This is a genomic window from Bacillus sp. FJAT-27245, from assembly GCF_001273955.1.
Lineage (GTDB): Bacteria > Bacillota > Bacilli > Bacillales > Cytobacillaceae > Bacillus_D.
In genome coordinates this window covers 1,612,467-1,635,211 of sequence record NZ_LIGI01000001.1, presented here as the reverse complement: position 1 = coordinate 1,635,211, position 22,745 = coordinate 1,612,467, and the positions used below count along the sequence as shown (strand labels likewise).

General features: G+C 47.3%; 21 protein-coding genes. 1 reads left to right on the top strand and 20 read right to left on the bottom strand.

All coding sequences use genetic code 11. From position 1 onward, the window contains the following. Nucleotides 1–39: 39 nt before the first annotated feature. From murB to ADU24_RS07815, 16 genes are all read right to left on the bottom strand, one after another. Nucleotides 40–948: a UDP-N-acetylmuramate dehydrogenase gene (gene murB, locus ADU24_RS07890; RefSeq protein ID WP_053366111.1), complete on the bottom strand. Its 909-nt coding sequence runs from the start codon at nucleotides 946–948 to the stop codon at nucleotides 40–42. A 392-nt stretch (nucleotides 949–1,340) separates the two neighbouring features. Beyond that, complete coding sequence (gene spoVE, locus ADU24_RS07885) at nucleotides 1,341–2,441, bottom strand: stage V sporulation protein E (RefSeq protein WP_053368839.1); 1,101 nt, start codon at nucleotides 2,439–2,441, stop codon at nucleotides 1,341–1,343. Nucleotides 2,442–2,526: 85 nt separating this feature from the next. Next, the gene (gene murD / locus ADU24_RS07880) at nucleotides 2,527–3,879 is read right to left on the bottom strand and encodes a UDP-N-acetylmuramoyl-L-alanine--D-glutamate ligase (protein WP_053366110.1); all 1,353 of its coding nucleotides are present in this window, start codon (nucleotides 3,877–3,879) and stop codon (nucleotides 2,527–2,529) included. Next, entirely contained in the window at nucleotides 3,880–4,854 is a 975-nt protein-coding gene (gene mraY, locus ADU24_RS07875) for a phospho-N-acetylmuramoyl-pentapeptide-transferase (protein WP_053366109.1), read from the bottom strand. Nucleotides 4,855–5,017: 163 nt separating this feature from the next. Continuing rightward, nucleotides 5,018–6,490, bottom strand: coding sequence for a UDP-N-acetylmuramoyl-L-alanyl-D-glutamate--2,6-diaminopimelate ligase (locus tag ADU24_RS07870; protein WP_053368838.1), 1,473 nt, complete (start codon nucleotides 6,488–6,490; stop codon nucleotides 5,018–5,020). Between the two features lie 165 nt (nucleotides 6,491–6,655). Continuing rightward, nucleotides 6,656–8,575, bottom strand: a complete 1,920-nt coding sequence (locus ADU24_RS07865; RefSeq protein WP_053366108.1) for a stage V sporulation protein D — start codon at nucleotides 8,573–8,575, stop codon at nucleotides 6,656–6,658. A 173-nt stretch (nucleotides 8,576–8,748) separates the two neighbouring features. Continuing rightward, entirely contained in the window at nucleotides 8,749–10,962 is a 2,214-nt protein-coding gene (locus ADU24_RS07860; protein WP_053366107.1) for a penicillin-binding protein, read from the bottom strand. Between the two features lie 2 nt (nucleotides 10,963–10,964). Continuing rightward, nucleotides 10,965–11,321 (bottom strand): cell division protein FtsL, encoded by a 357-nt coding sequence (gene ftsL / locus ADU24_RS07855; RefSeq protein ID WP_053366106.1) that lies wholly within the window; start codon nucleotides 11,319–11,321, stop codon nucleotides 10,965–10,967. Between the two features lie 50 nt (nucleotides 11,322–11,371). Next, nucleotides 11,372–12,304, bottom strand: a complete 933-nt coding sequence (gene rsmH, locus ADU24_RS07850) for a 16S rRNA (cytosine(1402)-N(4))-methyltransferase RsmH (RefSeq protein WP_053366105.1) — start codon at nucleotides 12,302–12,304, stop codon at nucleotides 11,372–11,374. A 60-nt stretch (nucleotides 12,305–12,364) separates the two neighbouring features. Continuing rightward, nucleotides 12,365–12,796, bottom strand: coding sequence for a division/cell wall cluster transcriptional repressor MraZ (mraZ, locus tag ADU24_RS07845; RefSeq protein WP_053366104.1), 432 nt, complete (start codon nucleotides 12,794–12,796; stop codon nucleotides 12,365–12,367). A gap of 187 nt (nucleotides 12,797–12,983) precedes the next feature. Beyond that, entirely contained in the window at nucleotides 12,984–14,618 is a 1,635-nt protein-coding gene (gene bshC, locus ADU24_RS07840) for a bacillithiol biosynthesis cysteine-adding enzyme BshC (RefSeq protein ID WP_053366103.1), read from the bottom strand. A gap of 97 nt (nucleotides 14,619–14,715) precedes the next feature. Beyond that, entirely contained in the window at nucleotides 14,716–15,111 is a 396-nt protein-coding gene (locus tag ADU24_RS07835; RefSeq protein WP_053366102.1) for a DUF3397 domain-containing protein, read from the bottom strand. Beyond that, a complete protein-coding gene (locus ADU24_RS07830; protein ID WP_053366101.1) occupies nucleotides 15,108–16,001 on the bottom strand; it encodes a 2-dehydropantoate 2-reductase in 894 nt (297 codons plus the stop codon). The genes ADU24_RS07835 and ADU24_RS07830 overlap by 4 nt, the downstream gene beginning before the upstream one ends. A gap of 155 nt (nucleotides 16,002–16,156) precedes the next feature. Then, nucleotides 16,157–17,698, bottom strand: a complete 1,542-nt coding sequence (locus ADU24_RS07825) for an acyl-CoA carboxylase subunit beta (RefSeq protein ID WP_053366100.1) — start codon at nucleotides 17,696–17,698, stop codon at nucleotides 16,157–16,159. 10 nt (nucleotides 17,699–17,708) lie between these two features. Next, nucleotides 17,709–17,921 (bottom strand): biotin/lipoyl-binding carrier protein, encoded by a 213-nt coding sequence (locus ADU24_RS07820; RefSeq protein WP_053366099.1) that lies wholly within the window; start codon nucleotides 17,919–17,921, stop codon nucleotides 17,709–17,711. 148 nt (nucleotides 17,922–18,069) lie between these two features. Beyond that, nucleotides 18,070–19,398 (bottom strand): acetyl-CoA carboxylase biotin carboxylase subunit, encoded by a 1,329-nt coding sequence (locus tag ADU24_RS07815; RefSeq protein WP_053366098.1) that lies wholly within the window; start codon nucleotides 19,396–19,398, stop codon nucleotides 18,070–18,072. Nucleotides 19,399–19,703: 305 nt separating this feature from the next. Between ADU24_RS07815 and ADU24_RS07810 the strand changes: the two genes are divergently transcribed. Then, a complete protein-coding gene (locus ADU24_RS07810; protein WP_053366097.1) occupies nucleotides 19,704–20,177 on the top strand; it encodes an N-acetyltransferase in 474 nt (157 codons plus the stop codon). A gap of 50 nt (nucleotides 20,178–20,227) precedes the next feature. On the opposite strand, the gene ADU24_RS07805 is transcribed toward ADU24_RS07810, so the two are convergent. The 4 genes from ADU24_RS07805 to ADU24_RS07790 all read right to left on the bottom strand — a co-directional run bounded on the left by ADU24_RS07805 (nucleotide 20,228) and on the right by ADU24_RS07790 (nucleotide 22,539). Then, nucleotides 20,228–20,833, bottom strand: coding sequence for an RsfA family transcriptional regulator (locus ADU24_RS07805; RefSeq protein ID WP_053366096.1), 606 nt, complete (start codon nucleotides 20,831–20,833; stop codon nucleotides 20,228–20,230). 82 nt (nucleotides 20,834–20,915) lie between these two features. Then, nucleotides 20,916–21,671 (bottom strand): enoyl-CoA hydratase/isomerase family protein, encoded by a 756-nt coding sequence (locus ADU24_RS07800; RefSeq protein ID WP_053366095.1) that lies wholly within the window; start codon nucleotides 21,669–21,671, stop codon nucleotides 20,916–20,918. 89 nt (nucleotides 21,672–21,760) lie between these two features. Further along, on the bottom strand, nucleotides 21,761–21,934 hold the full coding sequence (gene rpmF / locus ADU24_RS07795) for a 50S ribosomal protein L32 (protein WP_053366094.1): 174 nt from the start codon (nucleotides 21,932–21,934) through the stop codon (nucleotides 21,761–21,763). 80 nt (nucleotides 21,935–22,014) lie between these two features. After that, nucleotides 22,015–22,539, bottom strand: a complete 525-nt coding sequence (locus tag ADU24_RS07790) for a YceD family protein (RefSeq protein ID WP_053368837.1) — start codon at nucleotides 22,537–22,539, stop codon at nucleotides 22,015–22,017. Between the last annotated feature and the right edge of the window lie 206 nt (nucleotides 22,540–22,745).

Sequence of the window (22,745 nt, the reverse complement as noted above, 5' to 3'; positions counted from 1 at the left end):
TATAGCATACAATTGTATGCCGGTATGATGATTTTCCGCCTATTTACGGCCAATTATTTCGACTTCCGTCTCCATGCGGATGCCTTTAAGGGAGAAAATCGTATCCTTGACATGCTGGATGAGGGCAAGCACATCCTCAGCGGACGCGGTGCCGGTATTGACGATAAAATTCCCGTGCATTTCGGATATTTTCGCACCGCCAATCGAGTGCCCTTTTAGCCCGGCTTCTTCAATCAGCCTTCCGGCGTAATTCGGAAGCGGATTGCGGAAAATGCTGCCCGCGCACGGGAAATTCCACGGCTGTGTTTCCTTTCGGTAGTCCTTGTTTTTTTGAAGTTCCGCTACAATTGCTTCCCTGTTCCCTGTTTCAAGCTGGAAAACAGCTTCAAGGACGATTCCCGGCCTTTTTTTCTGAAGGATAGAGGTCCTGTATGAGTATTCAAGCTGCTCATTTGATAGCCACTCTATTTGGCCATCCTCAAATAGAATATGAGCCTTTTTTAAAATCTTGCTAATATCCGAACCATGGGCGCCTGCATTCATGTAGACGGCCCCGCCTACCGAACCCGGAATCCCTCCGGCAAATTCAAGCCCTGTGAGCCCTTTCCTGCTAATTGATGTGGCAAGCGAAACGAGAGATTGTCCGCCGCCGACTGTTATTTCGGTTCCGTTTTGTTCCAGACGGTCCAGGCCGCTGCCGAGTTTAATCACAACCCCTTCAATTCCCCTGTCCGAGACGAGCAGGTTTGATCCCCGGCCTATAGCCCTCCAAGGCACACCATGTTGCCTTACAATTTCCATTGTTTTAAGCAGATTTTCAATTGAGGAAGGCTCAACAAAAATGTCTGCGGGACCCCCTATCTTTATCGTTGTATGCTGCGATAGCGGCTCCAACTCTTTTACTTTTCCAACTCCAGCCAGTTCAAGTTCTTTTTTTAGCCCGGCCATATGATCCCTCCCTTTCTAATTTCAAACGGAGTTTTTTTCAGTTTATGCAATGCCTAACTCGTGGTTCGATTTCATTTCAGCCGAGGGACGCCCAATCCCAGGAAAGCATTATGCGTCCGCCCCCGCCATGTTTCATCGGTATGTAGTGCCAACGGCAAATTTTTTATAAATCTTGTTTTTTTCCAAACCGATATATTAGACCAGCGCATGATCATTGAAAATCATTTTTCACAATCCAGCCAAAAAGACACGAAAAAATGCACCCGCTTCATTTACCCTCATTCTACTATATTTTAAACTCGGAAACGATCAAAAGAGACCTTGAATCCATGCCATTTTTATCCTGCGTAGAGCTAAAGAGAAAAAAGAACCCTGCGACGGCAGGGCCATGGTTAATATTTTACATACCGGCTAATGTTCAATAGTACCCCAATAGCCATGAGCATGAGCGTCAATGATGAGCCACCATAGCTTAAAAATGGCAATGTGATACCTGTAACCGGCATAAGCCCGGTTACAACACCGATATTAATCATCACCTGGATGGCAACCATGGAAATGATGCCCACCGCAAGGAAACTCCCAAACAGGTCGGGAGCGCCAAGCGCAATCCTTATCCCTCGCCAAAGAAGAAGGGAAAATAAAAGGAGAATGAGCGAGCCCCCGATAAAGCCGAGCTCTTCTGCAAGAATAGCAAAAATGAAATCGGTCTGCGGTTCCGGCAAATAAAAGAATTTCTGTCGGCTCTCTCCAAGCCCCAACCCGAAAAGGCCACCCGGCCCGATGGCAAACAGCGACTGAATGATTTGAAAGCCGCTATCCTGCGGGTCAGACCACGGATCAAGAAAGGAGGTTATCCTTTTGATCCTGTAGGGGGCGGATATGATCAATCCAGCGAAACCGCCAGCCCCAAGAAGGATAAGCCCCGCGAAATGGAGTAACCTTCCTCCGGCTACGAAAATCATGACAAGGCATGTTCCTACCATGACGGTGCCTGTACCAAGGTCGGGCTGTAGCATAATCAGCGCAAAGGCAATGAAAACAAGCCCTAGCGATGGAACAAGGCCTTTTCGCAAAGACGTAATGAACTTTTGCCGCTCCGAAAGGTATTTTGCCAAAAATGCAATCATAGCCAGCTTCATGAATTCGGAAGGCTGAATGGAGAACGCCCCTACACCAATCCAGCTTCTTGAGCCATTGCGGACATTCCCAATTCCGGGAACGAGCACAAGCAGAAGCAGGAAAAAACAAACGATGATAATGACTTTTGCCCATGTGCGCCATGTCAGGTAGTTGATGTTCATGATAAAAAACATCGCGGCGATTCCGACCCCGGCAAACAGCATTTGCCTCTTCGCAAAGAAAAAGGAGTCATCGAACTTAAATTCCGCCCAAATCGCACTTGAACTATAGACCATGATAAGCCCGAAAGCGAGCAGCGCGAATGTTACGGCCAACAGGATCATGTCGGGAGAATTTTTTTTCACTGGCACTTCCAAACACCTCTGCCCCATATATTGGGCCTTCCGGAGAGCCAGGCAAAAATTCGCGCAAGCGGCTCAAACGAGGAGACAAGCCCTACTTAAGCTTATGCACCGCTTCGATAAACATGTCGCCCCTGACCTCAAAAGTTTTGTACTGGTCCCAACTCGCGCAAGCCGGAGATAGGAGTATGATGTCTCCGGGCTGTGAAAGCCTGTACGCTTCCGGAACAGCACCCTCAACATTATCGGCGCGGACAATCGATTTTATTCCTGCCTTCCTGGCGGTTTCCTCCAGCTTTTCCGCTGTTTGGCCAAAAGTAACCAATGCCTTTACATTTTTCATGGAAGGAACCAGTCCATCAAATCCATTCCCACGGTCAAGGCCTCCTGCAAGCAGGACGATTGGCGCGTCAAATGCCTCAAGCGCCTTTTGGGTGGCGAGTATATTCGTTGCCTTAGAATCGTTGTAGATTTTTCGTCCACCCTTTTCTGCAACAAACTGCAGCCGATGCCTGACACCCGTAAAGGTTTTCAGCACAACCTTAATCGCCTCATTTTCCACGCCCGATAGCTTGGCCGACGCGATGGCTGAAAGGATGTTTTCCAGGTTATGCTCCCCGGGCAGGGCGACTTCCTCGCGATGGATGATTTTCTCTCCATCAAAGCAAAGCCAACCTTCGCTCGCGTAGGCTCCCTGCCCAAGCTCTTTTGTTGCCGAAAACGGGATGAGCATGGCTCGCGAGTTATTAGCAACAGCGATGGTTTCCTCCTGGTCGGCATTATAAACAAAATAATCGCCTTCTGCCTGATTCTTGGTGATATTCGCTTTTGCATTATGGTATTCCGCCCTTGTACCATGGTAATCGAGGTGGGCATCATATAGATTGGTAAGGACGGCGACTTTCGGCCTGAAATTTTCAATACCCATTAACTGAAAGGATGAAAGCTCAATGACGATCGTATTTTCCGCAGTTGCTTCCTGCGCCACTCCGGATGCAACCGTCCCGATGTTACCTGCAATAAGCGGTTGTTTCGCCCCTTCTTTAAGCATTTCGAAAATCAAGGTTGTCGTTGTTGTTTTTCCATTTGTGCCGGTAATTCCAATAAATGGGGCTTCGGAAATTTGCCAGGCAAGTTCAACCTCGGTTATGACAGGAATCCCTTTTTCAAAAGCCCTCTTTACCATTGGGTTTGAGTATGGGATGCCGGGATTTTTGACAACCAGTTCAAAGCCTTCCTCAAGCAATTCAACCGGATGGCTTCCCGTTATGACAGTGATTCCCTGTTCAAGCAGCCCTTGGGCCTCCTTGTTCTCGGAGAGGGGCTTAAAGTCATTCACGGTGACGAATGCTCCAAGCTTATGAAGGAGCCCAGCCGCTGTTACTCCACTTTTCGCAAGCCCGAGGACGAGTATTTTCCTATGTCGGTACGTATCTATCATCTTCACTTAAATCCACACCCCGATATAAATTCCGAGTATCGCAAAAAGAAGGCCAACTGTCCAGAACGTGACAACCACGCGCCATTCGGACCAGCCTGACAGTTCATAATGATGGTGGAGCGGGCTCATCTTGAAAATCCTCCTGCCGGTTGTCTTGAACGAAATGACCTGCAGGATGACCGATAACGTTTCGATTACAAAAACGCCGCCTATCACCAGGAGCAGCAATTCATGGCCGGTGAGGATCGACAGTGCGGCTATCGCTCCCCCAAGCGCAAGTGATCCGGTATCTCCCATAAAAACCTTGGCGGGATGGGCGTTGAACACAAGGAAACCCAATACAGCGCCAACGACTGCGACACTGAATATCGAAAGCTCAAATTGCGATTGGCTCCATGCAAGGACGGCATATGCACCAAAGGCAATCGCCGCGGTTCCTGACACAAGTCCGTCCAGCCCATCCGTCAAATTGACCGCATTTGAAAAACCAACAAGCCAAAAGATGACAAATACGAGATAGAACCAGCCAAGATCGATAGAATAATCGGTAAAAGGAAGCCCCAATTCGGAAGGCATTTCATTCCTTCTATAAAGTAGATAGAAAATGACCGAAATGATTATTTGGCCGAGCAATTTTTGCTTTGACGTTAGGCCAAGATTTCGTTTCATGGCAACTTTTATAAAATCATCCAAGAAGCCGAGCAAACCGAAGCCGGCGATAACAATGATCAGCATGTATGTCTTGGAGGTCGGGCCCGCAAATTTGCCAGCCATGACGAGTGAGGTGATGATAACCGACAACAAAATCATGATGCCGCCCATCGTAGGCGTACCTGATTTTTTCATATGCGATTTCGGGCCCTCTTCCCTTATGCTCTGACCGAACTTCAGCCTTCTCAGGAAAGGGATGAAGACCGGTGAAAGGAGGACGGTTATTAAAAATCCCATCAATATCGTGAAAAATATAACTTGCTCAAGCATGATGTTGCCTCCTTACAGGAACAATGGCGTCCGCCAAGCGCATGGCCACAGCACTATCATATGAAATTTTATTATTCGGGAGAAGGCCCCCTTGAAAAAATACATTTTGTTTGCTACTCATATCTATACGTTAGTCTCCAATGTTAAAAGTTTAGTTTGAATCTTATTTTTCTTTACACAGGCGTATGACCGCTTCCCGTGCACACACGCGGTCATCAAAATCATATTTGACGCCTTTAATTTCCTGATATGTTTCGTGCCCTTTCCCCGCGATGACGATGACATCCCCGGGTTGGGCAGACCCGACGGCGTATTCAATCGCTTCCTTCCTGTCCGGGATGATTTTGTAGTTCCTTCCTTCAACGCCTTCTTCCATATCGCGTAGGATGGCGTCCGGATCCTCGCTTCTTGGGTTATCTGAAGTGAAAATTGGTTGTGTGCCGTATTCGCAGGCGATGCGGGCCATCATAGGTCGCTTTGCCCTGTCCCTATCCCCGCCGCAGCCAGCCAATACATAAATATCGTTTTCTGCGAATTCCCGGATGGTCTTTAGGACATTTTCCAGGCTGTCAGGGGTATGCGCATAATCGACAATGATGGTAAAATCCTGCCCGGCGTCGACGGTTTCAAACCTTCCGGCCACACCATCAATCCGTTCAATAGATGAAATGGCGGTTTCAGGGGTTATTCCCGAGGCCAGTGCCGCGCCAATTGCCGCAAGTGCGTTATAAACATTGAATTTGCCGACCTGTTTCATTGTAACTGGATACGATTTCCCTGCAATATCAACCATAAACGTTGTCCCCTGGGGAGAAAGACCGATATTTTTCGCCATAATATCTGCCTTTTTATCAATCCCGTATGTAAGAATATATGCCGCGGTTGCCCGGATGAACTCTGGGGCGGCTGGGTCGTCGGCATTAATTACTGCAAACTTTGGCGAAGTTTCAGAATAAGTATTTCCTAATTGGGAGAATAACAAGCTCTTTGCCTGCCTGTATTTATCCATCGTCTGATGATAATCAAGATGGTCCTGTGTCAGGTTTGTAAAAACGGCAATATTGAAATCAGTCCCATGGACCCTTCCCAAATCAAGGGCATGCGAGGAAACTTCCATAACGGCATGGGTAACTCCCTCGTCGGCCATCAGCCTGAACGTCTTTTGCAGAGTAAGGCTCTCGGGAGTTGTATTTTTTACATCAAATTTCCTGTCGCCAACTTTTGTATACATCGTTCCAATTAGCCCGGTTTTTTGGCCAGAGTCGGAAAAAATTTGTTCAATTAAATGGCTTGTCGTCGTTTTTCCGTTCGTACCGGTAATCCCAATCAAATGGAGCCCGTGGCTTGGCTGCCCGTAAAATGCATCCGCCAGTATCGCTTTTGCCCTTGAAGTGTCGCTCACAACATAAACAGGCACTGGTACATCCAGTTCCCTTTGGGCAACGATGGCGACAGCGCCATTGTTTACAGCTTCCAGGGCAAAATCATGTCCATCTGCCGTAAAGCCTTTTATACAAATAAACAGGCTGCCGCCCCGAACCTTCTTGTGGCTGTCTTCCACAGAAGATATGTCTGGGTTTGCATCAGGCAATGAGGCCGGGTGATGCAAATGAGTTAAAAGCTCATGCAATTTCATTGTTTTCAAATCCTCTCCTGCATAACAATCGATACTTATTTTACATGATATACATGCATTTCGCCATTAATCCTTAATGAATTTCCTCTAGTGCCTGCAACTTATTTCCGTTTACTGGATGCACAGGAAGAAGGCGGCGGAAAAGTTCCATCGCCTTCCATAATGTTAGTTTCCTTTTCCGAAATAAAGGATGATTGTCGAACCTTCTTTTACCCTCGTTCCAGCCTGCGGCAACTGCTTCACGACAATATCGCCTTCCCCTTTTGCCTCTATTTTCAGGTTTTCCAGTTGTTCGCCGAGCTCTTTTTTGGTAAGCCCCTCGAGGTTGGGCATTGAAATCATCGGGACATCCTGCCAAGTCCTTTTCTTTTCGATTTGCTCCTTTCTTGGCTCAACCCCCATGGCGAGCAAAGAATCCTTCATGATATTCCCAACAATTGGGGCGGAGACGACGCCGCCAAACTGGACGGTCCCTTTGGGGTTATCCACAGCAACGTACACAACAAGCTGCGGGTCATCCGCCGGCGCAAACCCAATAAATGAAACTATATGGTTATTTTCCAGATAACGGCCGCCCTGAGCTTTTTGCGCGGTCCCAGTCTTCCCGCCGACCCGGTAGGAATCGATGAACGCCTTTCCACCGGTCCCTTGTGCGACAACGCTTTCGAGCGCATGTCTGATTTGCCTGGATGTTTCTTCGGAAATGACACGCCTCTTCAAGTTCGGCGAATTTTTCATAACCACCTGCTTGGTGGCCGGATCAATCAGTTCCTTTGCAATATAGGGCGTGTACAGATAGCCTCCGTTTACGGCGGCGGCCACAGCCGTCACTTGCTGGATCGGCGTTACGGAAACGCCCTGCCCGAAAGCGGTAGTCGCCAATTCGACCGGGCCGACACGGTTCATATTGAACAATATTCCCGTGCCCTCTCCCTGGAGGTCAATTCCCGTCTTTTGGCCAAAGCCAAACCCTTTTATATAATTAAACAGTTTTTCTTTTCCAAGCCTCTCTCCAAGCTCGACGAAACCGGGGTTACAGGAGTTTTGGACAACTTCAAGAAACGACTGGCTTCCATGTCCCCCGCGCTTCCAGCATTTCAGCCGTGCTCCAGCGACTTGGACACTTCCCGAATCGTGGAAATGCTCTTTTTCAAGGTTTACTTTACCTTCCTCAAGCGCTGCTGCAAGCGTAATGATTTTAAAGGTAGATCCAGGTTCATACGTGCTCCAGACGGGCAGATTCCTGTTGTAAACTTCCTGCGGAACCGACCGGAAATTTGCCGGATCGAAATTCGGCCGGCTTGCCATCGCCAGGATTTCCCCATTGTTCGGGTTCATCGCAATCGCAATTAGCCCGTCCGGGTTGTAAGTCTTTTGGGCGATATCCAGCTCTCTTTCAACTATGGTTTGGATTTTCGTGTCAATCGTCAGTTTTAAATCGAGCCCGTCGATTGGCGGCTGATAATCGTCAGCCATATCATTCATTCGCCGGCCTTTTGCATCGGCATAAAATTGAACCGATCCTTTTTGGCCGCTTAATTCTTTATCATAAAACAGCTCAAGCCCCATCAGCCCCTGATTGTCTATTCCCGCAAAGCCGAGCACATGTGACAAATAACTGCCGAACGGATAATGGCGCTTTGAATCATCGCCAATATAGATTCCTTTCAGGCCAAGCAAACGGATTTCCTTTGCTTTTTGATGCGAGATTTTCCTCCCTGAGGGCAGACGGATAATCGATTCTGTCTCAGTCAGGCTTTTTAGGACGCTTTCCTTTGAAGTATTTAAAACCAGCGCCAGCTTTTGAGCTGCCATTTCAGGTTCTTCTATTTGCCGTGGAACAATCCAGACGGTCGGGGAACTGATATTGGTTGCAAGGGGGACGCCATTTCGGTCGATAATTTCTCCCCTATCTGGCGCGAAAGGGATATTCCTGCTCCAGGAATCCTTCGCTTTGCCTGTTAGCATATCGCCCAAATAAAATTGGACGTAACCCAGGCGGACATCAATAATAAAGAAAATGAGAATACCTGTAAACAAGGCTGCCATCAGCCTTTTTCTTACAGTTACATTTGAAACCCGCATAATTGTTCCCCCTTCTCCATGGGCAAGGCCATGGATAATGAAGCACTAAGCCCCTATAAAAGGACATGCCTGTCGTTCATTTTTATGCGGGCCCCCAAAAAATTAGAACGCCGGCGGTCATTGCCGCCGGCGTTTTGCTATTAAATGCAGAAGACAGGATATACTGGAATTGTCTACTCTTTTATTTCAGGATCCCTTTCTTCCTCATTTGTCCCATTCAAGCTGTCAAGCGGAGTTTCCAGCTCGATTGTCAGGCGGTCCCCGCTTTTAATCTCGGTGCCCTTGGTAATGCTTTGCTTTACGACATACCCCGAACCTTTAAAGTTAAGGTGAAGCTTCGCAGCGTTCGCAGCCTTTAATGCATCCCTAAGCGACCATCCTGTCAAATCGGGCATGGCGGCATCACCAGACGTGCGCAGAATTACTTTTTCACCTTCCATAACGGTTTCACCAGGAGCGGGAATCTGCGCGGCGACTGCTCCTCCTTTGCCGATGACAACCGCATTAAACCCTTTGGCCTCCAGAATCTTTGCCGCTTCGGCGGAAGGCTTGCCGGCCAGGTCGGGAAGCGCTTCTGTTTTTGCAACAACGAGGCTTGAAGGTTTAATATTCATATACTGCAGGCTATTTTTCATGACCGGATTAAAGACCATCGAAACGGGAAGGGATCCCTTGAAATAGCTGTCGATATCGGGCTGCTGAACCGCCACGTAGACAATCAGCTTAGGGTCATCCGCAGGCGCCATTCCGAGAAAGGAGAAAATGTAATCCCCCGGGCCTTTTAAATATCCACCGCCCTGGGACATTTCCGCTGTACCTGTTTTCCCGGCGACTCTGTATCCTTCAATATTATACCGGTTATGCCCCGTTCCCTTCGGTGATGTGATAACCGTTTCAAGGATAGCCCGGACCTTTTTCGCGGCTTCCGGTGTAATAGGCTGTGAAACGACCTCTGGTTCCTTTTCCAGAATCGTTTCCCCTGTATCGTGGTCGACGACTTTCTTGATGACGTGAGGCTTCATCATTTTCCCATCATTCGCAATCGCGGTGGCCGCCTGGATTTGCTGGATGGCTGTGACAGCCGTCCCTTGTCCGTACGAAGTGGTGATTTTTTCGATTGGCCATTCATAGCGCAGTTTGCTTGTCGCTTCGTCAGGCAGGTCAATCCCCGTCGGCCTGTCGAGCCCGAACTTTGTCAAGTAGTCACGAAACTTTTCAAAACCCAATTTTTCTTTTGCGATTTTCGCAAATGCCACGTTCGATGAGCGCTGGACGCCCTCTAGGTAGGAAATCGAGCCCCAGCCTTTTCCGTTATGGTCCTTGATAGCCTTATCACGTTCTGTAACTTTGTAGGAGCCCGATTTGTATTTCTCTTCCGGATTGAATACTCCTTCATTTACAGCAGCCGCTAGCGTAAAAATTTTCATGGTCGAGCCTGGTTCAAACGGATATTCGATTGCTTCATTGTGCCAGCTTTTTTCGATTCCATCCCTTGTTTTCGGGTGGAAGCTCGGCCTTTGCCCCATCGCCAATATTTCCCCGGTTTTCGGATTCGCAACAATGGCGATGATTTTTTTCGGTTTGTATTCCTCGACCGTTTTATTTAATGCATCCTCCAGAAAGGTCTGGATTTTCCTGTCCAAAGTCAGATAAATATCATTTCCATTTTTGGCTGGGGTGACAAGCTCCTTTCCGGATGGAAGCAAATATCCCCATAAATCGCTTTCGAAATCGATTTTTCCATTCTCGCCTTTCAGATATTTATCCATCGACTTTTCAATGCCAAGCTTCCCGAATGTTTTTGCTGCCGTATTCTCCCCTCCCGCTTTCTCAACGAAACCAACGACGTGGGAAGCAAAAACGCCATTCGGATAATAACGTTTCGATTCTTTTTTAAACGTGATTCCCGGGAGCTTTTCCGCTTCGATTTGTCTCTTCGTCTGGAAGGATATGTCTTTTCCGGCCTTGCCAAACTCCACTTGGAATAATTTTGGATTTTCCTTTTTCTTGGAGAGAATCCTTAAAATTTCGCTTTCGCTTAAATCTATATATTTCGATAGAATAACAGCGGTTTTTTCAGGATCGACCACATGCTTAGGGTTATCAGGATTGGTCGTCATCTTTTTATCAAGGATTGCAATAAGGCTGTAAGAGGCCGTATCTTCGGCGATAATTTCTCCAGTTCTATCCTTGATGGTGCCTCTCGCCGCTTCGATTGTGCTATGCCTCATATGCTTTTGTTCCGCTTTGGCCGCTAGCGGCTGGCCAGCCGCTTCACCGGTGATGCCAATAACGAAAAAATGGTATAGGATTGCAAAAAAGAGCAGGCTGAATAGAAAAAACAATCCAACTGCTCCCCTGTTAATATTCGGTTGCTTTTTTGGCATTATTATTGCACGACCTTGACATTATTTTCGTTCAGCATCAAACCGAGCTCCCTTGCCTTCGCCATAATCCGGTCATAGTTGCTGAGTTCCTTTACCTGAACTTTCAGGTCGCTGTTCGCCTTTTCATGCTCCTTGATGGAAGCTTTCATTTCCTGGATATCCTTGTTCACCTTGTATACTTCTGACTGCGCGGAGACGATTTGCACTGCGCCGAAGAAAAGCAGGGCTGCGAAAATAGCCCAGATCAATTTTTCGCCAGGGGTAACCCTTTGCCTTAACGCTTTTCTCCTCTCCGGCTGGGCTGCTTGCTGTCTTTGCTGGCTATGCTGTTCCTGGAGATTTCTTGCTAAACTGCTCATTCTTTCCCCTCCTGAACTTCTGGTTTAATTTCTCGTCTATTTTGCATTCGTTAAATTTTTTCAGCAATTCGAAGCTTTGCTGAGCGCGCGCGGTTGTTCTCTTCAAGTTCCCTTTCTGATGGAAGAATTGGTTTTCGGTTTACGAGTTTTAAAACCGGCTTGAATTCTTCGGGAATGACCGGGAGTCCCGGTGGCAACGGCGGAGTTTCGGACGCCTGCTTGAAGGTTGCTTTACAAATCCTGTCTTCGAGTGAATGGAACGTAATAACGGAAATCCTTCCGCCCTTGTCGAGAAGATTGATTGCCTGCTTTAGGGAATTTTCAAAAACGCCCAGTTCATCATTCACTGCAATCCTGATTGCCTGGAAAATCCTTTTTGCCGGATGGCCCCCTTTTCTTCTAGCGGGTGCCGGAATGGCTTCCTTGATTAGTTCGACAAGTTCAAATGTTGTTTCAATCGGTTTTTTAGCTCTCGCCGCTTCAATTTTGCGGGCAATCTGCTTGGAGAATTTCTCCTCCCCATAGCGGAAAAATATCCTGACCAAATCTTCGTAGTTCCAGCTATTCACAATGTCGTAAGCCGAAATTTCGGCGCTTTGGTCCATCCTCATGTCAAGAGCCGCATCATGGTGATAGCTAAACCCACGTTCAGGTGTATCGAGTTGCGGGGAAGAAACACCAAGGTCGTACAAAATCCCATCGACTTTATGTATCCCAATTTCTTCGAGCCCGCTTTCAAGATGCATGAAATTGCTTTTGACCAACGTCAGCTTGTCCGCATATGGAGCAAGCTTTTCCTTTGCATTCCTGATTGCCGTCTCGTCCTGGTCAAATGCAACCAGCCTGCCTTTTTCACCGAGCTTCCGGATAATTTCGAGGCTATGGCCCGCACCTCCCAGTGTGCAGTCCACATAAATTCCGTCCGGCTTAATATTTAGTCCATCAACTGCTTCATCCAATAATACTGTTGTATGTTCAAACATAGCTAGCCACCTTTCCAATCGAACGATAAACAAAGAAACTATTGCGAAATAATAATTCCCTTAAATATCGAAGCCAATCATATTTTCTGCAATTTCAGCAAAAGAATCCTCGGATTCCTGGAAGTATTCTTCCCAAATCTGCTTGCTCCAGATTTCAATTCGATTGGAAACCCCTAAAATTACACATTCTTTTTGTAAATTTGCATAGTCAAGCAATGGAGCAGGGATGTTGATTCTGCCTTGCTTATCGATTTCGCTTTCCGTTGCTCCGGAAAAGAAAAACCTAGTAAAGGCACGGGCGTCTTTTTTTGTGAGCGGAAGTGCTTTCAGCTTCTCTTCGATCACGCCCCACTCAGATAGCGGGTACCCAAACAGGCATCGGTCCAGTCCCCGGGTAATAATGAACATTTCCCCAAGGTTGTCCCTCAGTTTGGAAGGCACAATCAGGCGGCCCTTATTATCAATGTTATGATGATATTCGCCCATGAACATGCCCACTACCCCCACTTTCTAATTAGACTGTACCACAATCCCCCACTTTCCTCCACACTTTTTTTATTTTTGGTCAAAATCATTTCCGGAAGATTCTGACATTGGAAATACATCGGAAAGATCGGTACAAAAATAGCCTCCCAAGATGGGAGGCTTATGGTCCTGCTCTAAACAGGAGATTATTCTATTAAATACGGACCAATTTGTGTTTGCCGTCAAATTCATATTCAAGATCTGAAAGCCTTTCAACGAAGTCAAGGCCATATTTATTCAGGTAATAGATGATGTTCCATACCCGTTCCTGTGGACTGCTTTCAGGGCGGAGGGCGAGATTAACGCGGGCGAATTTATCAAGGACAGCTTTATGCTTTAATCGGATTGCTTCTTCAAGCTTCCTTTCAAGGAATGCAACCTGGGCCAGGACAATCGCTTCATTCTTTTTCATCAGCGGAAGCAGTGCCGGTGCTGAACCTGCTGCCTTTCCAACCAGGCCCTCATATTGCCTGATTATTTCGGCCTTTGCCCTGGCAAACGCCTCTTCCAATTCTTCATCCCTTAAGGATGAGAGGAACTTCTCTTCTTCGGAAGCAGTTCCCTGGATAATGGCCCCGGTAATGTCCAGTTCCAGTTCCTGAATATCATCTTCCACCGGCCGTTCAAGGATGGTTATGTTCAATCTCGGAACAATTGGCGGCATCTTCATCCCGAAGTGTTCAAAAACCAGCTTCAATTCAGCCCAATACGCAATTTCGCCAGGCCCGCCGATAAACGCCAAAACCGGAAACAGCCATTCCTGCATCAACGGCCTTGTCACAACATTATTGCTCAACCGGAATGGTTCCTCCCTCGCGATCTGGAGCAATTCCTCCTTTGTAAAAACAATCGAGCCGCCTTTACCGGTAAACCGTTCTTCCAAGGGGTCAAATTCAAGAAGGATTCTCTCTTCAAGCCGCCTGTCATAATAAAAAAGGTTTGCCGAATTTTTGGAGGCTTCGATCGTATTCGTAAATCCCTGTTTCCTGATTTCCTCCTGCTGGCTTAAGAGTGATTCCGAGATTTCGGCATGGCTGTTAATGATTGCCTCGAATTTGCCACTCTCAAGCTGGCGCAGTTCCTTATTGCCCGAATCGACAATGAGCAGCCCGGAATCCTTGAAAAGATGAAGGATCAGCGCGGCAAAAAAATCAGTAAAGGAAGAATGCGCCTCAAGTGAGTGCTCAATGGCCTTGACCAATTCCTTTGTATGGTCCGTTTCCCCAAGATGGGCAATCAATTTTGAAACCCAGGCGCCGCAAGCTTCCCGATCAATTTCAATTTCGGATACCATTTTCTTTCCGCTGGTTTTTTGAGGGAAAATCCACTTTTCCGCCGAGGTTCCCGCAGGCACAAATAAATGGTTGACCTCATCGTAGTCATGATCTTCACCGGCGATCCAGAAAACAGGCACGACCGGGACGCCGAGCCTTTCCTGTTCAAGTTTCGCAAGGCGGATAATCGAAATAGCCTTATGTATCGTATAAAGCGGACCAGTCAATATCCCTGCCTGTTGCCCACCAATGACAACCGCACTATCCGGACGCTTCAGTTTTTCGATTGATTTGCGGATTTCCCCGCTATCCCCAAACCTGGACATATACGCTTCAATATGGGCAGCAAGCCGCTCCCTTGGATAATCCCTTAATGCCAACTCTTCAAGCCTGTCCCTGTATACCCCCGGCTTGTTGTATGTATAATGAAAAAACGGTGTAACTGCCTCCGATTGTTCCAGGTATTCTGAAGCAAATCGATTCGCAGCCGGGAGCGAGAGATTCGAAATCTCCATATAGTACTTCCTTTCTGATTAAACAATAGTCATACCATATGAGTATAGCATTAACACATTGCCAGGAAAAAAACTTTGCCTGTAAGTTTCCAGGCCGCTAGGAAGCCTGGACGGCAAGTATGGCCCGTTCCACAAGGCCGAACAAAATTAATCCGATATAGGCGGCAAAGAATAGCAAAAAGGTGAAGCGCCAAAATCCCTTGAAAACATTTCCCAAAACGACTTCCCCTTTTGTTTTCCACTGAATGACAGCCGTCCCCATCCCAATTGACATAAGGACAACAAAAATCAGCCATAGAAATGAGATTTTCCAAATCGTCATAATCAAAAAATGGACCGAGACCACAAGCAGGAATGTCGTGGCATCCAGCGCAAGCCCGACCGAACGGCGGTGGCTCCCAGTCAACAGTTTGCAAATGGAAAATACAAGTACATAGCCGAGCAGCGGGAGAAAAATAAATAATGCAAAAATGGATGACAAAATTGTACTCAACCGCTTTCCCTCCCGGACCGTTCTTTTCCTTTTATCATTTCATATAAAGCCCGCAAAAGTGGTGCCTCCAACCCTTTGTGGGCTGCTTCATCCAAGAGGTAGCCAACAATGGCGTCCACTTCCGTCTCCCTTCCTGCATCAAGATCTTTCAGCATCGACGATCGGTTCTCGGACGTATTTCGGCAAATTCCCTTTACCTTCAAAAGCCTTTCCTGCTTATCGTTAAAATCCAAAATACACGCCGCCTCTTCAAAGACTCTTTCCAGGAGTTTTTCATAGTGCGCATTCTCGACGAGCTCCCCATTCCTCACTCCAAGAATCGCGGTAAGCGGATTGATGACGGCATTCGCCGAGAGCTTTCCTGCAAGCATTTCAAAGTAATCGGGTTCCAGCTGCAATGGAAAGTTAGCCGATAGCAATTCCGCAGCTTCCACAAGCAACCTTGAATCTCCCCTGAAAACAGCCACCCGGGTAAGTCCTTCCCCATTATGGGAAACAGAGTCCGGACTTTCCCTTAATGCCCCATGTTCAACCGACCCGACATAAATGTCATCAGCCTCCAACTGATCGAGCAGCCTTAAATGCCCCATGCCATTTTGCAAAAAAAGCAGCGCCCCCTTGGCCGGAAGGTGGCGAATGACCGTTTCAAGCTGGTATTGCTTGACCGCGACGATTGTCAAATCGTTATCCATCACCTCGCCGCCAAGAACTTCCGCCCGGACTTTCGCTGTCAGCACACCGGCTTTTTTTATGAGCCTAATACCGTTTTTGTTTATCTGTTCTGCCTGGCCAACCGACCTCGTATACACGGTCACATCGAACATCTTATGCATGTATGCTCCAAAAAGCAGCCCGATGGATCCTGCACCAATAACGCCTATTTTTAACATAACATCTCCCTGCCTTCTCTTTGCCTACATTTTACCAAACAACAGGACCTTTGTACCGGAAAATTGGATATTTACCTTCCATTCTACACCTTTCCCGCGTGCAAGAAGAACAAAAAGGGCCTCCCCCTTCGATAGGGAAAAGCCCTTATACCTCTTTATACCGGATAAACCGGATGTTTCCTTGTACTGAAGTTCAATTCTTTCGTTTCATAGTAGGCAAAACGATTGATTAATACATTCCGGAGTTCGGACGGGGCAACAATTTCGTCAACGATCAATTCGGAAGCCAATTTATAAATATCGATTGATTCCTTGTACTCCTCGTGCTTTGCCTGGACAAAAGCAATCCTTTCTTTCGGGTCATCGATTTCATTGATTTTATTTGAGTAAACCGCGTTTACGGCTGCTTCCGGACCCATGACGGCAATTTGGGCTGTCGGCAGGGCGATGCACACATCCGGTTCAAACGCCGGTCCAGCCATTGCATACAAACCGGCACCATAGGCTTTCCGGACAATGACCGAAATTTTCGGTACTGTGGCTGAGCTCATCGCGGCAATCAGCTTCGCTCCGTGGCGAATGATTCCTGCCCGTTCCACTTTAGTTCCAATCATGAAGCCTGGAACATCCGCCAGGAAAAGAAGCGGAATATGGAAGGCATCGCAAAGCTGAATAAACTTCGCGCCCTTATCCGCAGAATCAACGAACAGCACCCCACCCTTCACCTTGGGCTGGTTTGCAATAATGCCAACCGTCTTTCCGCCGATGCGCGCAAGCCCAGTAATCAATTCGGGGGCGAAAAGTTTTTTTATTTCATAAAAGCTTCCTTCATCAATCATGGAGTTAATTCCTTCATACATATCGAACGGGGCATTCTGGTTTTCCGGAATGATCGCTTCGAGTTCCCTCCCCGGTGCTGGCGGCTTCGGCTCAACTGCTTTTGGCTTCTCGCGGAAGTTCGCGGGGAAGTAGGCAAGATAGTCTTTAGCGGATTCAATCGCTTCCTCCTCGGAAGAAGCAAGGATGTCCCCGCAGCCTGATACTGTACAATGCATCCGGGCTCCGCCCATTTCTTCGAGGGTAACTTTTTCCCCGATTACCTTTTCGGCCATTCTCGGAGACCCGAGGTACATGGAGGCATTTCCGTCCACCATGATAACAATATCGCAGAAAGCGGGTATGTATGCGCCGCCCGCAGCGGAAGGCCCGAACAGGATGCAGACTTGCGGAATCATTCCCGAAAGCTTCACCTGGTTGTAAAAAATCCTTCCCGCGCCACGGCGGTTCGGGAACATATCGAGCTGGTCGGTAATCCTCGCACCCGCCGAGTCCACAAGGTAAAAAAGCGGCACCTTAAGCTTTTCGGCGGTTTCCTGGATCCGGATGATTTTTTCCACTGTCCTTGCTCCCCAGGAACCCGCTTTCACGGTCGAGTCGTTTGCCATTACACAAACTGTCTGCCCGCCCACCTTGCCGATTGCTGTCACGACTCCATCGGCTGGAAGCCCCTCCGCCATATTGTTGGCAAATTTGCCATCTTCCTCGTATTCCCCATTGTCAAATAGAAGGGCTAGCCGTTCCCTTACGAAAAGCTTCCCCTGCTCTTTTAGCTTCTCGTGGTATTTTTGGTGCCCTCCTGCTTCGGCAGCCTTTATTTTTTCAGTTAATTTCTGCTGGATTGCACTTGTTCCTGACATATGCTCCTCCTTATTCCAGAGTGGCCAGGACATCGCCTTCATTCACGAAGTCTCCGACTGCCACCCTTAATTCGGCTATTTTACCACTGCCCGTGCTTTCAACGGGGATTTCCATTTTCATCGATTCAAGGATTAGAATCGTTTGTCCCTCGGCTACCTCGTCGCCTGCTGAGGCCAAAATATTGAATACTGTCCCTGCCATCGAAGATACAATTTCCTTCATGCGTTTTTCCTCCATTATTCTACTATTTTACAAACCTATATAGGTTGAATTAAAGATTTTATATTGTTTAGAAACCTTGGGGTTGATTTCAAATAGATTGTGTAAATAGTTGTTTCAACCTATATAGTTTTTTCATTGGGTAAATCGGCTAGCGGTTGTCCAGGAAAGCTGTCGTGTAATTGCCTTCTGAAAAATTCCGGTTTTCAAGGATTTCCCTGAATAGCGGAGCATTTGTTTTAATCCCTGTTATTTGTAGCCCATCAAAAAATTTTTTCGCCCGGGAAAGTGCTTCACTCCGGCTTTCCCCCGAAAAGATGCATTTGGCGATCATCGGGTCATAAAAAGGAGTCACGGAATCCCCTTCTCCATAGCCAGCATCAATCCTTGTTCCCTCACCTTCCGCAAACGAAAACACTTCTATTTTTCCGGGAGAAGGGAGAAATTTCTCTGGATCTTCCGCATACAGGCGAAATTCAATCGCATGGCCAGATGCGGTAATGCCGCTTTGGGGAGCAGGAAGTTCTTCGCCGCGCGCCACCCGGATTTGCCATTCAACCAGGTCGAGGCCGGTCAACTCCTCTGTAACTGGATGCTCAACCTGGAGCCTCGTATTCATCTCAAGAAAATAAAAGTTCTCTTTCTCGTCAAAAATGAATTCTATTGTTCCGGCATTTGTGTAGTTAACCGCTTCAGCTGCTTTGACAGCGGTTTCAAAAAGTTTTTCCCTTGCGCCTACCGAGAGGAATGGAGAGGGAGATTCTTCTACCACCTTCTGGTTCCTCCGTTGTATGGAGCAATCCCGCTCAAAAAGATGGACAATGTTTCCTTGGCGGTCACCAAAAACCTGCACTTCAATGTGCCTTGCATTTTCTATGAATTTCTCAAGGAAGACGCCGTCAGAGCCAAAATAGGCTTTCGCCCTCGATTTAACAGACGTAAATGACTTCTCCAAATCTTCCTTTGAAGAGCATTTCACCATTCCGATTCCACCGCCTCCGCTGGATGCCTTCAGCATGACTGGATATCCGATTGACTGGGCGATTTCAACAGCCTCTTCCACCGTTCCAATTCCGGCGATACTCCCTGGCACAACCGGTACTCCAGCCTCTTCCATCGTTTCCCTCGAAGCGACTTTATCCCCCATTAGCCGGATTGTAGATGGTTCGGGGCCAATGAAGATTAATCCTTCCCGCCGGGCTGTTTCTGCAAATTCCGCATTTTCCGACAAGAAGCCATACCCTGGGTGGATGGCGTCTGCCCCCATTTTTTTTGCCGCATCGATAATCGCTTCCACCTGGAGATACGACTTTGCTACTGGAGGCTCACCGATCCGCACCGCCTCTGTCGCCGCTTTGACATAAGGAAGTCCTGCATCGGCATCGGAATAGATGGCAATCGTTTCAATTCCCATCCTTTCACATGTTTTTATAATCCTTAGAGCTATTTCACCCCTGTTGGCAATTAGAATCCTTCGCACATAATACCCCTTTCTTCCCCTTGGTCCGGTTTATTCCAGGAAACTTGCAAAATAGCATTTTGATTCCCCGGCACATGATCCGGCTTGTAAGCGGATACAGAAATCCCCGGAGAAATAAGTCCCTATACTATGTTTCTACCATATACTCTGAATATCCTGCAAATTTTGAAATTGGGAATTCAAGCGTAGATGCAGAATTTTTTGTTTTTTTGATATATAATTAAGGGGTCAAACGCTAGATACAAATCAATGCTTGTTTCTTTTTTCCGATTCGAAATAAAAGAGGGTATTTAGGGGGTATCAAGATGGCGGTAAAAGTTGAAAAGCTTAAGGTCAATTACAAAACGCTTGAGGAATTCAAAAAGTTTAAGGAATATGGTCTTCAGGAACTGTCGATGCTGGAGGACCTTGAGGCCAATATTATTGAAAATGACAGCGTTTCGCCTTTTTATGGTATTTATTTCGGGGATAAACTCGTCGCGAGGATGAGCCTTTATGAGGTCGACGCGAAATTCGACCGCTATTTCGATCCTCCGCAAACCTACCTTGAACTCTGGAAACTCGAAGTCCTACCAGACTACCAGGGAAAAGGGTATGGAACCGCGCTCGTCCGGTTTGCGAAAGAATTCGGATATCCAATTAAGACGAATCCCCGTGTCGGCTCAAAAGGGTTCTGGGAGAAGCATGGCTTTACGAACGTTGTTTACGAGGTTGAAAGGGACCTGGGAGAAAACCCGCTTGTCTGGTATCCGGAAGGTGTAAGCGCCCAACATCACTAAATCAAAGTAAAGGCTGCATGGAAGCCATGCAGCCTTTTTCCATTTAAACATCATTCAATCCTCTCCAAATTCCCGAACTTGTCAACCTGGAATTTCGCCTTTTGCTGCATTTGCGGGGCCTCGTCCTTGCCGATTGCCATTGTACGGGCTTTTTCAAGAATTTCCATGAGGGAATGATAATCTTCCTTCMCCCTGTTCAGTTCCGTTACAAGCCTCTCATTTTCTACCTCCAATTCTTCAAGCCTCACAAGCACTTGTTTTTGACCATTTGCGTTGGAAGTTGAACTTTCCGCGAGTTCGTAGAGCTGTTCAAGATAAGAAATGACGGCGTGGAAATCTACGGGAGGCCCCCCCTCCTTTTCCTGCTCTTTCCCTTCCTCTTCCCCAACGTTCTGCGGAGCGAATTTTTCCTGTGGAACCCCTTGTTTTTTCCCTTCCTTCCGCTGGTTCTTGGCGTGTTCGATGCCGGCCTTGTATTGCTTCCTTACATGGGAGTTCCACCTGAACCCACAGGCTGCGGGAGTTCGGGACAGCTGCTTTCCCACCTCTTCAAATGCCTGCAATTGAGTCCCGCCTTCCCTAATGTTCCTTAGAATTACCTCGGCAAGTAGCAAATCCTCGTCGGGGGTCCATGCGTCTTGGCGTGTCGATGGCATTCTTGCATCCCTCCTATTTGTTTTACCTCATACATATGCACGTAATAGGAAAGATAGAATAGCATCCGGAAGATCGGGTTTTTCAGCTTCTTTTCAGGAATTCCGCTACATGGCGATGGTGGGCTTCACTTTCCCACAAGGTGGAGCAAAAATCAACTTCACTTTCAATTCTATCCTTAAGCTTCGTAGCCTTCCATTTTGCGGCCCAAACCCGCTTGTAACCTTCCAGAACGCCGGTTTCATGCCTGACCATCTTTGACAGGAACACTATTGCCGCTTTTTCGGTATCGCTTTCAAAGATTTCATCAATGAAGCCTGCCGCAGTCAATTCCTCGGCAGGGAGCGGTTCGGCTTCCATCAACAGCCTCATCGCATGGGAGCCCGCCATTTTCTCTGAAAGAATGGAACCTCCACCCCAGCCGGTTGTGATTCCCTGCTTTCCCTGGATAAAACCAGCCTTAATTCCTTTTTTGGCAATCCTGAAGTCACAGGCGGAGGCTAGCTCGCACCCGCCCCCCACAGCTGTGCCGTTTAGGACTGCGACCGTCGGTTTGGGCAATGTCAACAGGCTATAAAGTATATTGGCCATCTTCGAGAGCATCGTTAACGCTTCGCCCTTTGTTTTAAGGGTATGGAATTCAGCGAGGTCCCCCCCTGAACAGAATGCCCGGTCTCCTGCCCCTGTTATCGCAACAGCCTTAATCCCTTCCCCATGCGCCTCTTTTATTAGCCGTTGTAGTCCATCCATGATTTCATAGTTGATGGCATTCCGCTTTTCTTCCCTTTCAATTGTAAATAGAAGGATGCCGCCATCAAGCTGTTTTATTGAATAAGCCATTCTATGAGCCTCCCTGTCTATGTAGTATCCTTTCCCATGACGAAAAAAGCACAAGGGATGTACTCCCTTGTGCTTGATCGAACGGAAAATTAGTCGTTGACAACTTCTTTCCCCTTGTATGTTCCGCAAGCTTTGCAAATGCGGTGAGCAAGTTTCATTTCTCCGCAATTTGGGCATGCCACCATACCAGGAACATTTAATTTAAAATGAGTGCGACGCTTTCTCTTCGCAGTTTTAGAAGTCCTCCTAAAAGGTACAGCCATTCTTCCCACCTCCTTAAAGGGTTATAAGAAAGTTATGAAGGCCAGAGATGCTGGTTCTTCACTTGCTTACTTTTTGCCGATTATGAATCGGATGGATTGTTGTCGTCAAAAAACTTGGCTAGCCCTGCAAGCCTAGGATCGATCCGGTTGCTTTTGTCTTCCTCGCGGACAACTTCCCAGTCTTTTCCGGATTGAGGAGCCGCCCCTTCGGGATTCGCATCATTGCAGAATACCTGTATCGGAATCTCAAGCAGAAGGATTTCCCTAATGACAGGCATTAAGTCGACTACGTCACCCTTGACCTGGTGGGCTTCCTCATCTGTTTCATATCCAGAAGTATTGAAAAGGAATGTTTCCGTTGTTTCGACATCAACTGGATAATTGACATCAACTAGTGTCCTGGAACAAGGCAAAACCAAATGGCCCGTTAACCTGATATTGAATACAGCCTTATGCGGACCAATATCAGCCCGTCCCGTAACACGGATCGGGGAAACGCCTCTGACTGATGAATCAATCTCCTTGATTTCATCAGCATTGACCAATTCATCAATAGCCAATTCCTTATTCCGGCTTTTCTGCAGTTGGTTTATTGTCCATTTCATTTTCATCACCTCAAGGCAACAAAGGTAATTATAGCCCCCATGAAACCATTTGTCAATATTTTTTCTTTACACCTAAACCTGTTGATAAGTTCATCCTCGCCAGTGTCGGAAACCTTCTATTTCATTAGTTTAACCGTAATCGTGTGGCGCAAACATAGCCCCCTAATTGAGGATTTTACTGTTCGCCTCTCCTGCTTTATAGTAAG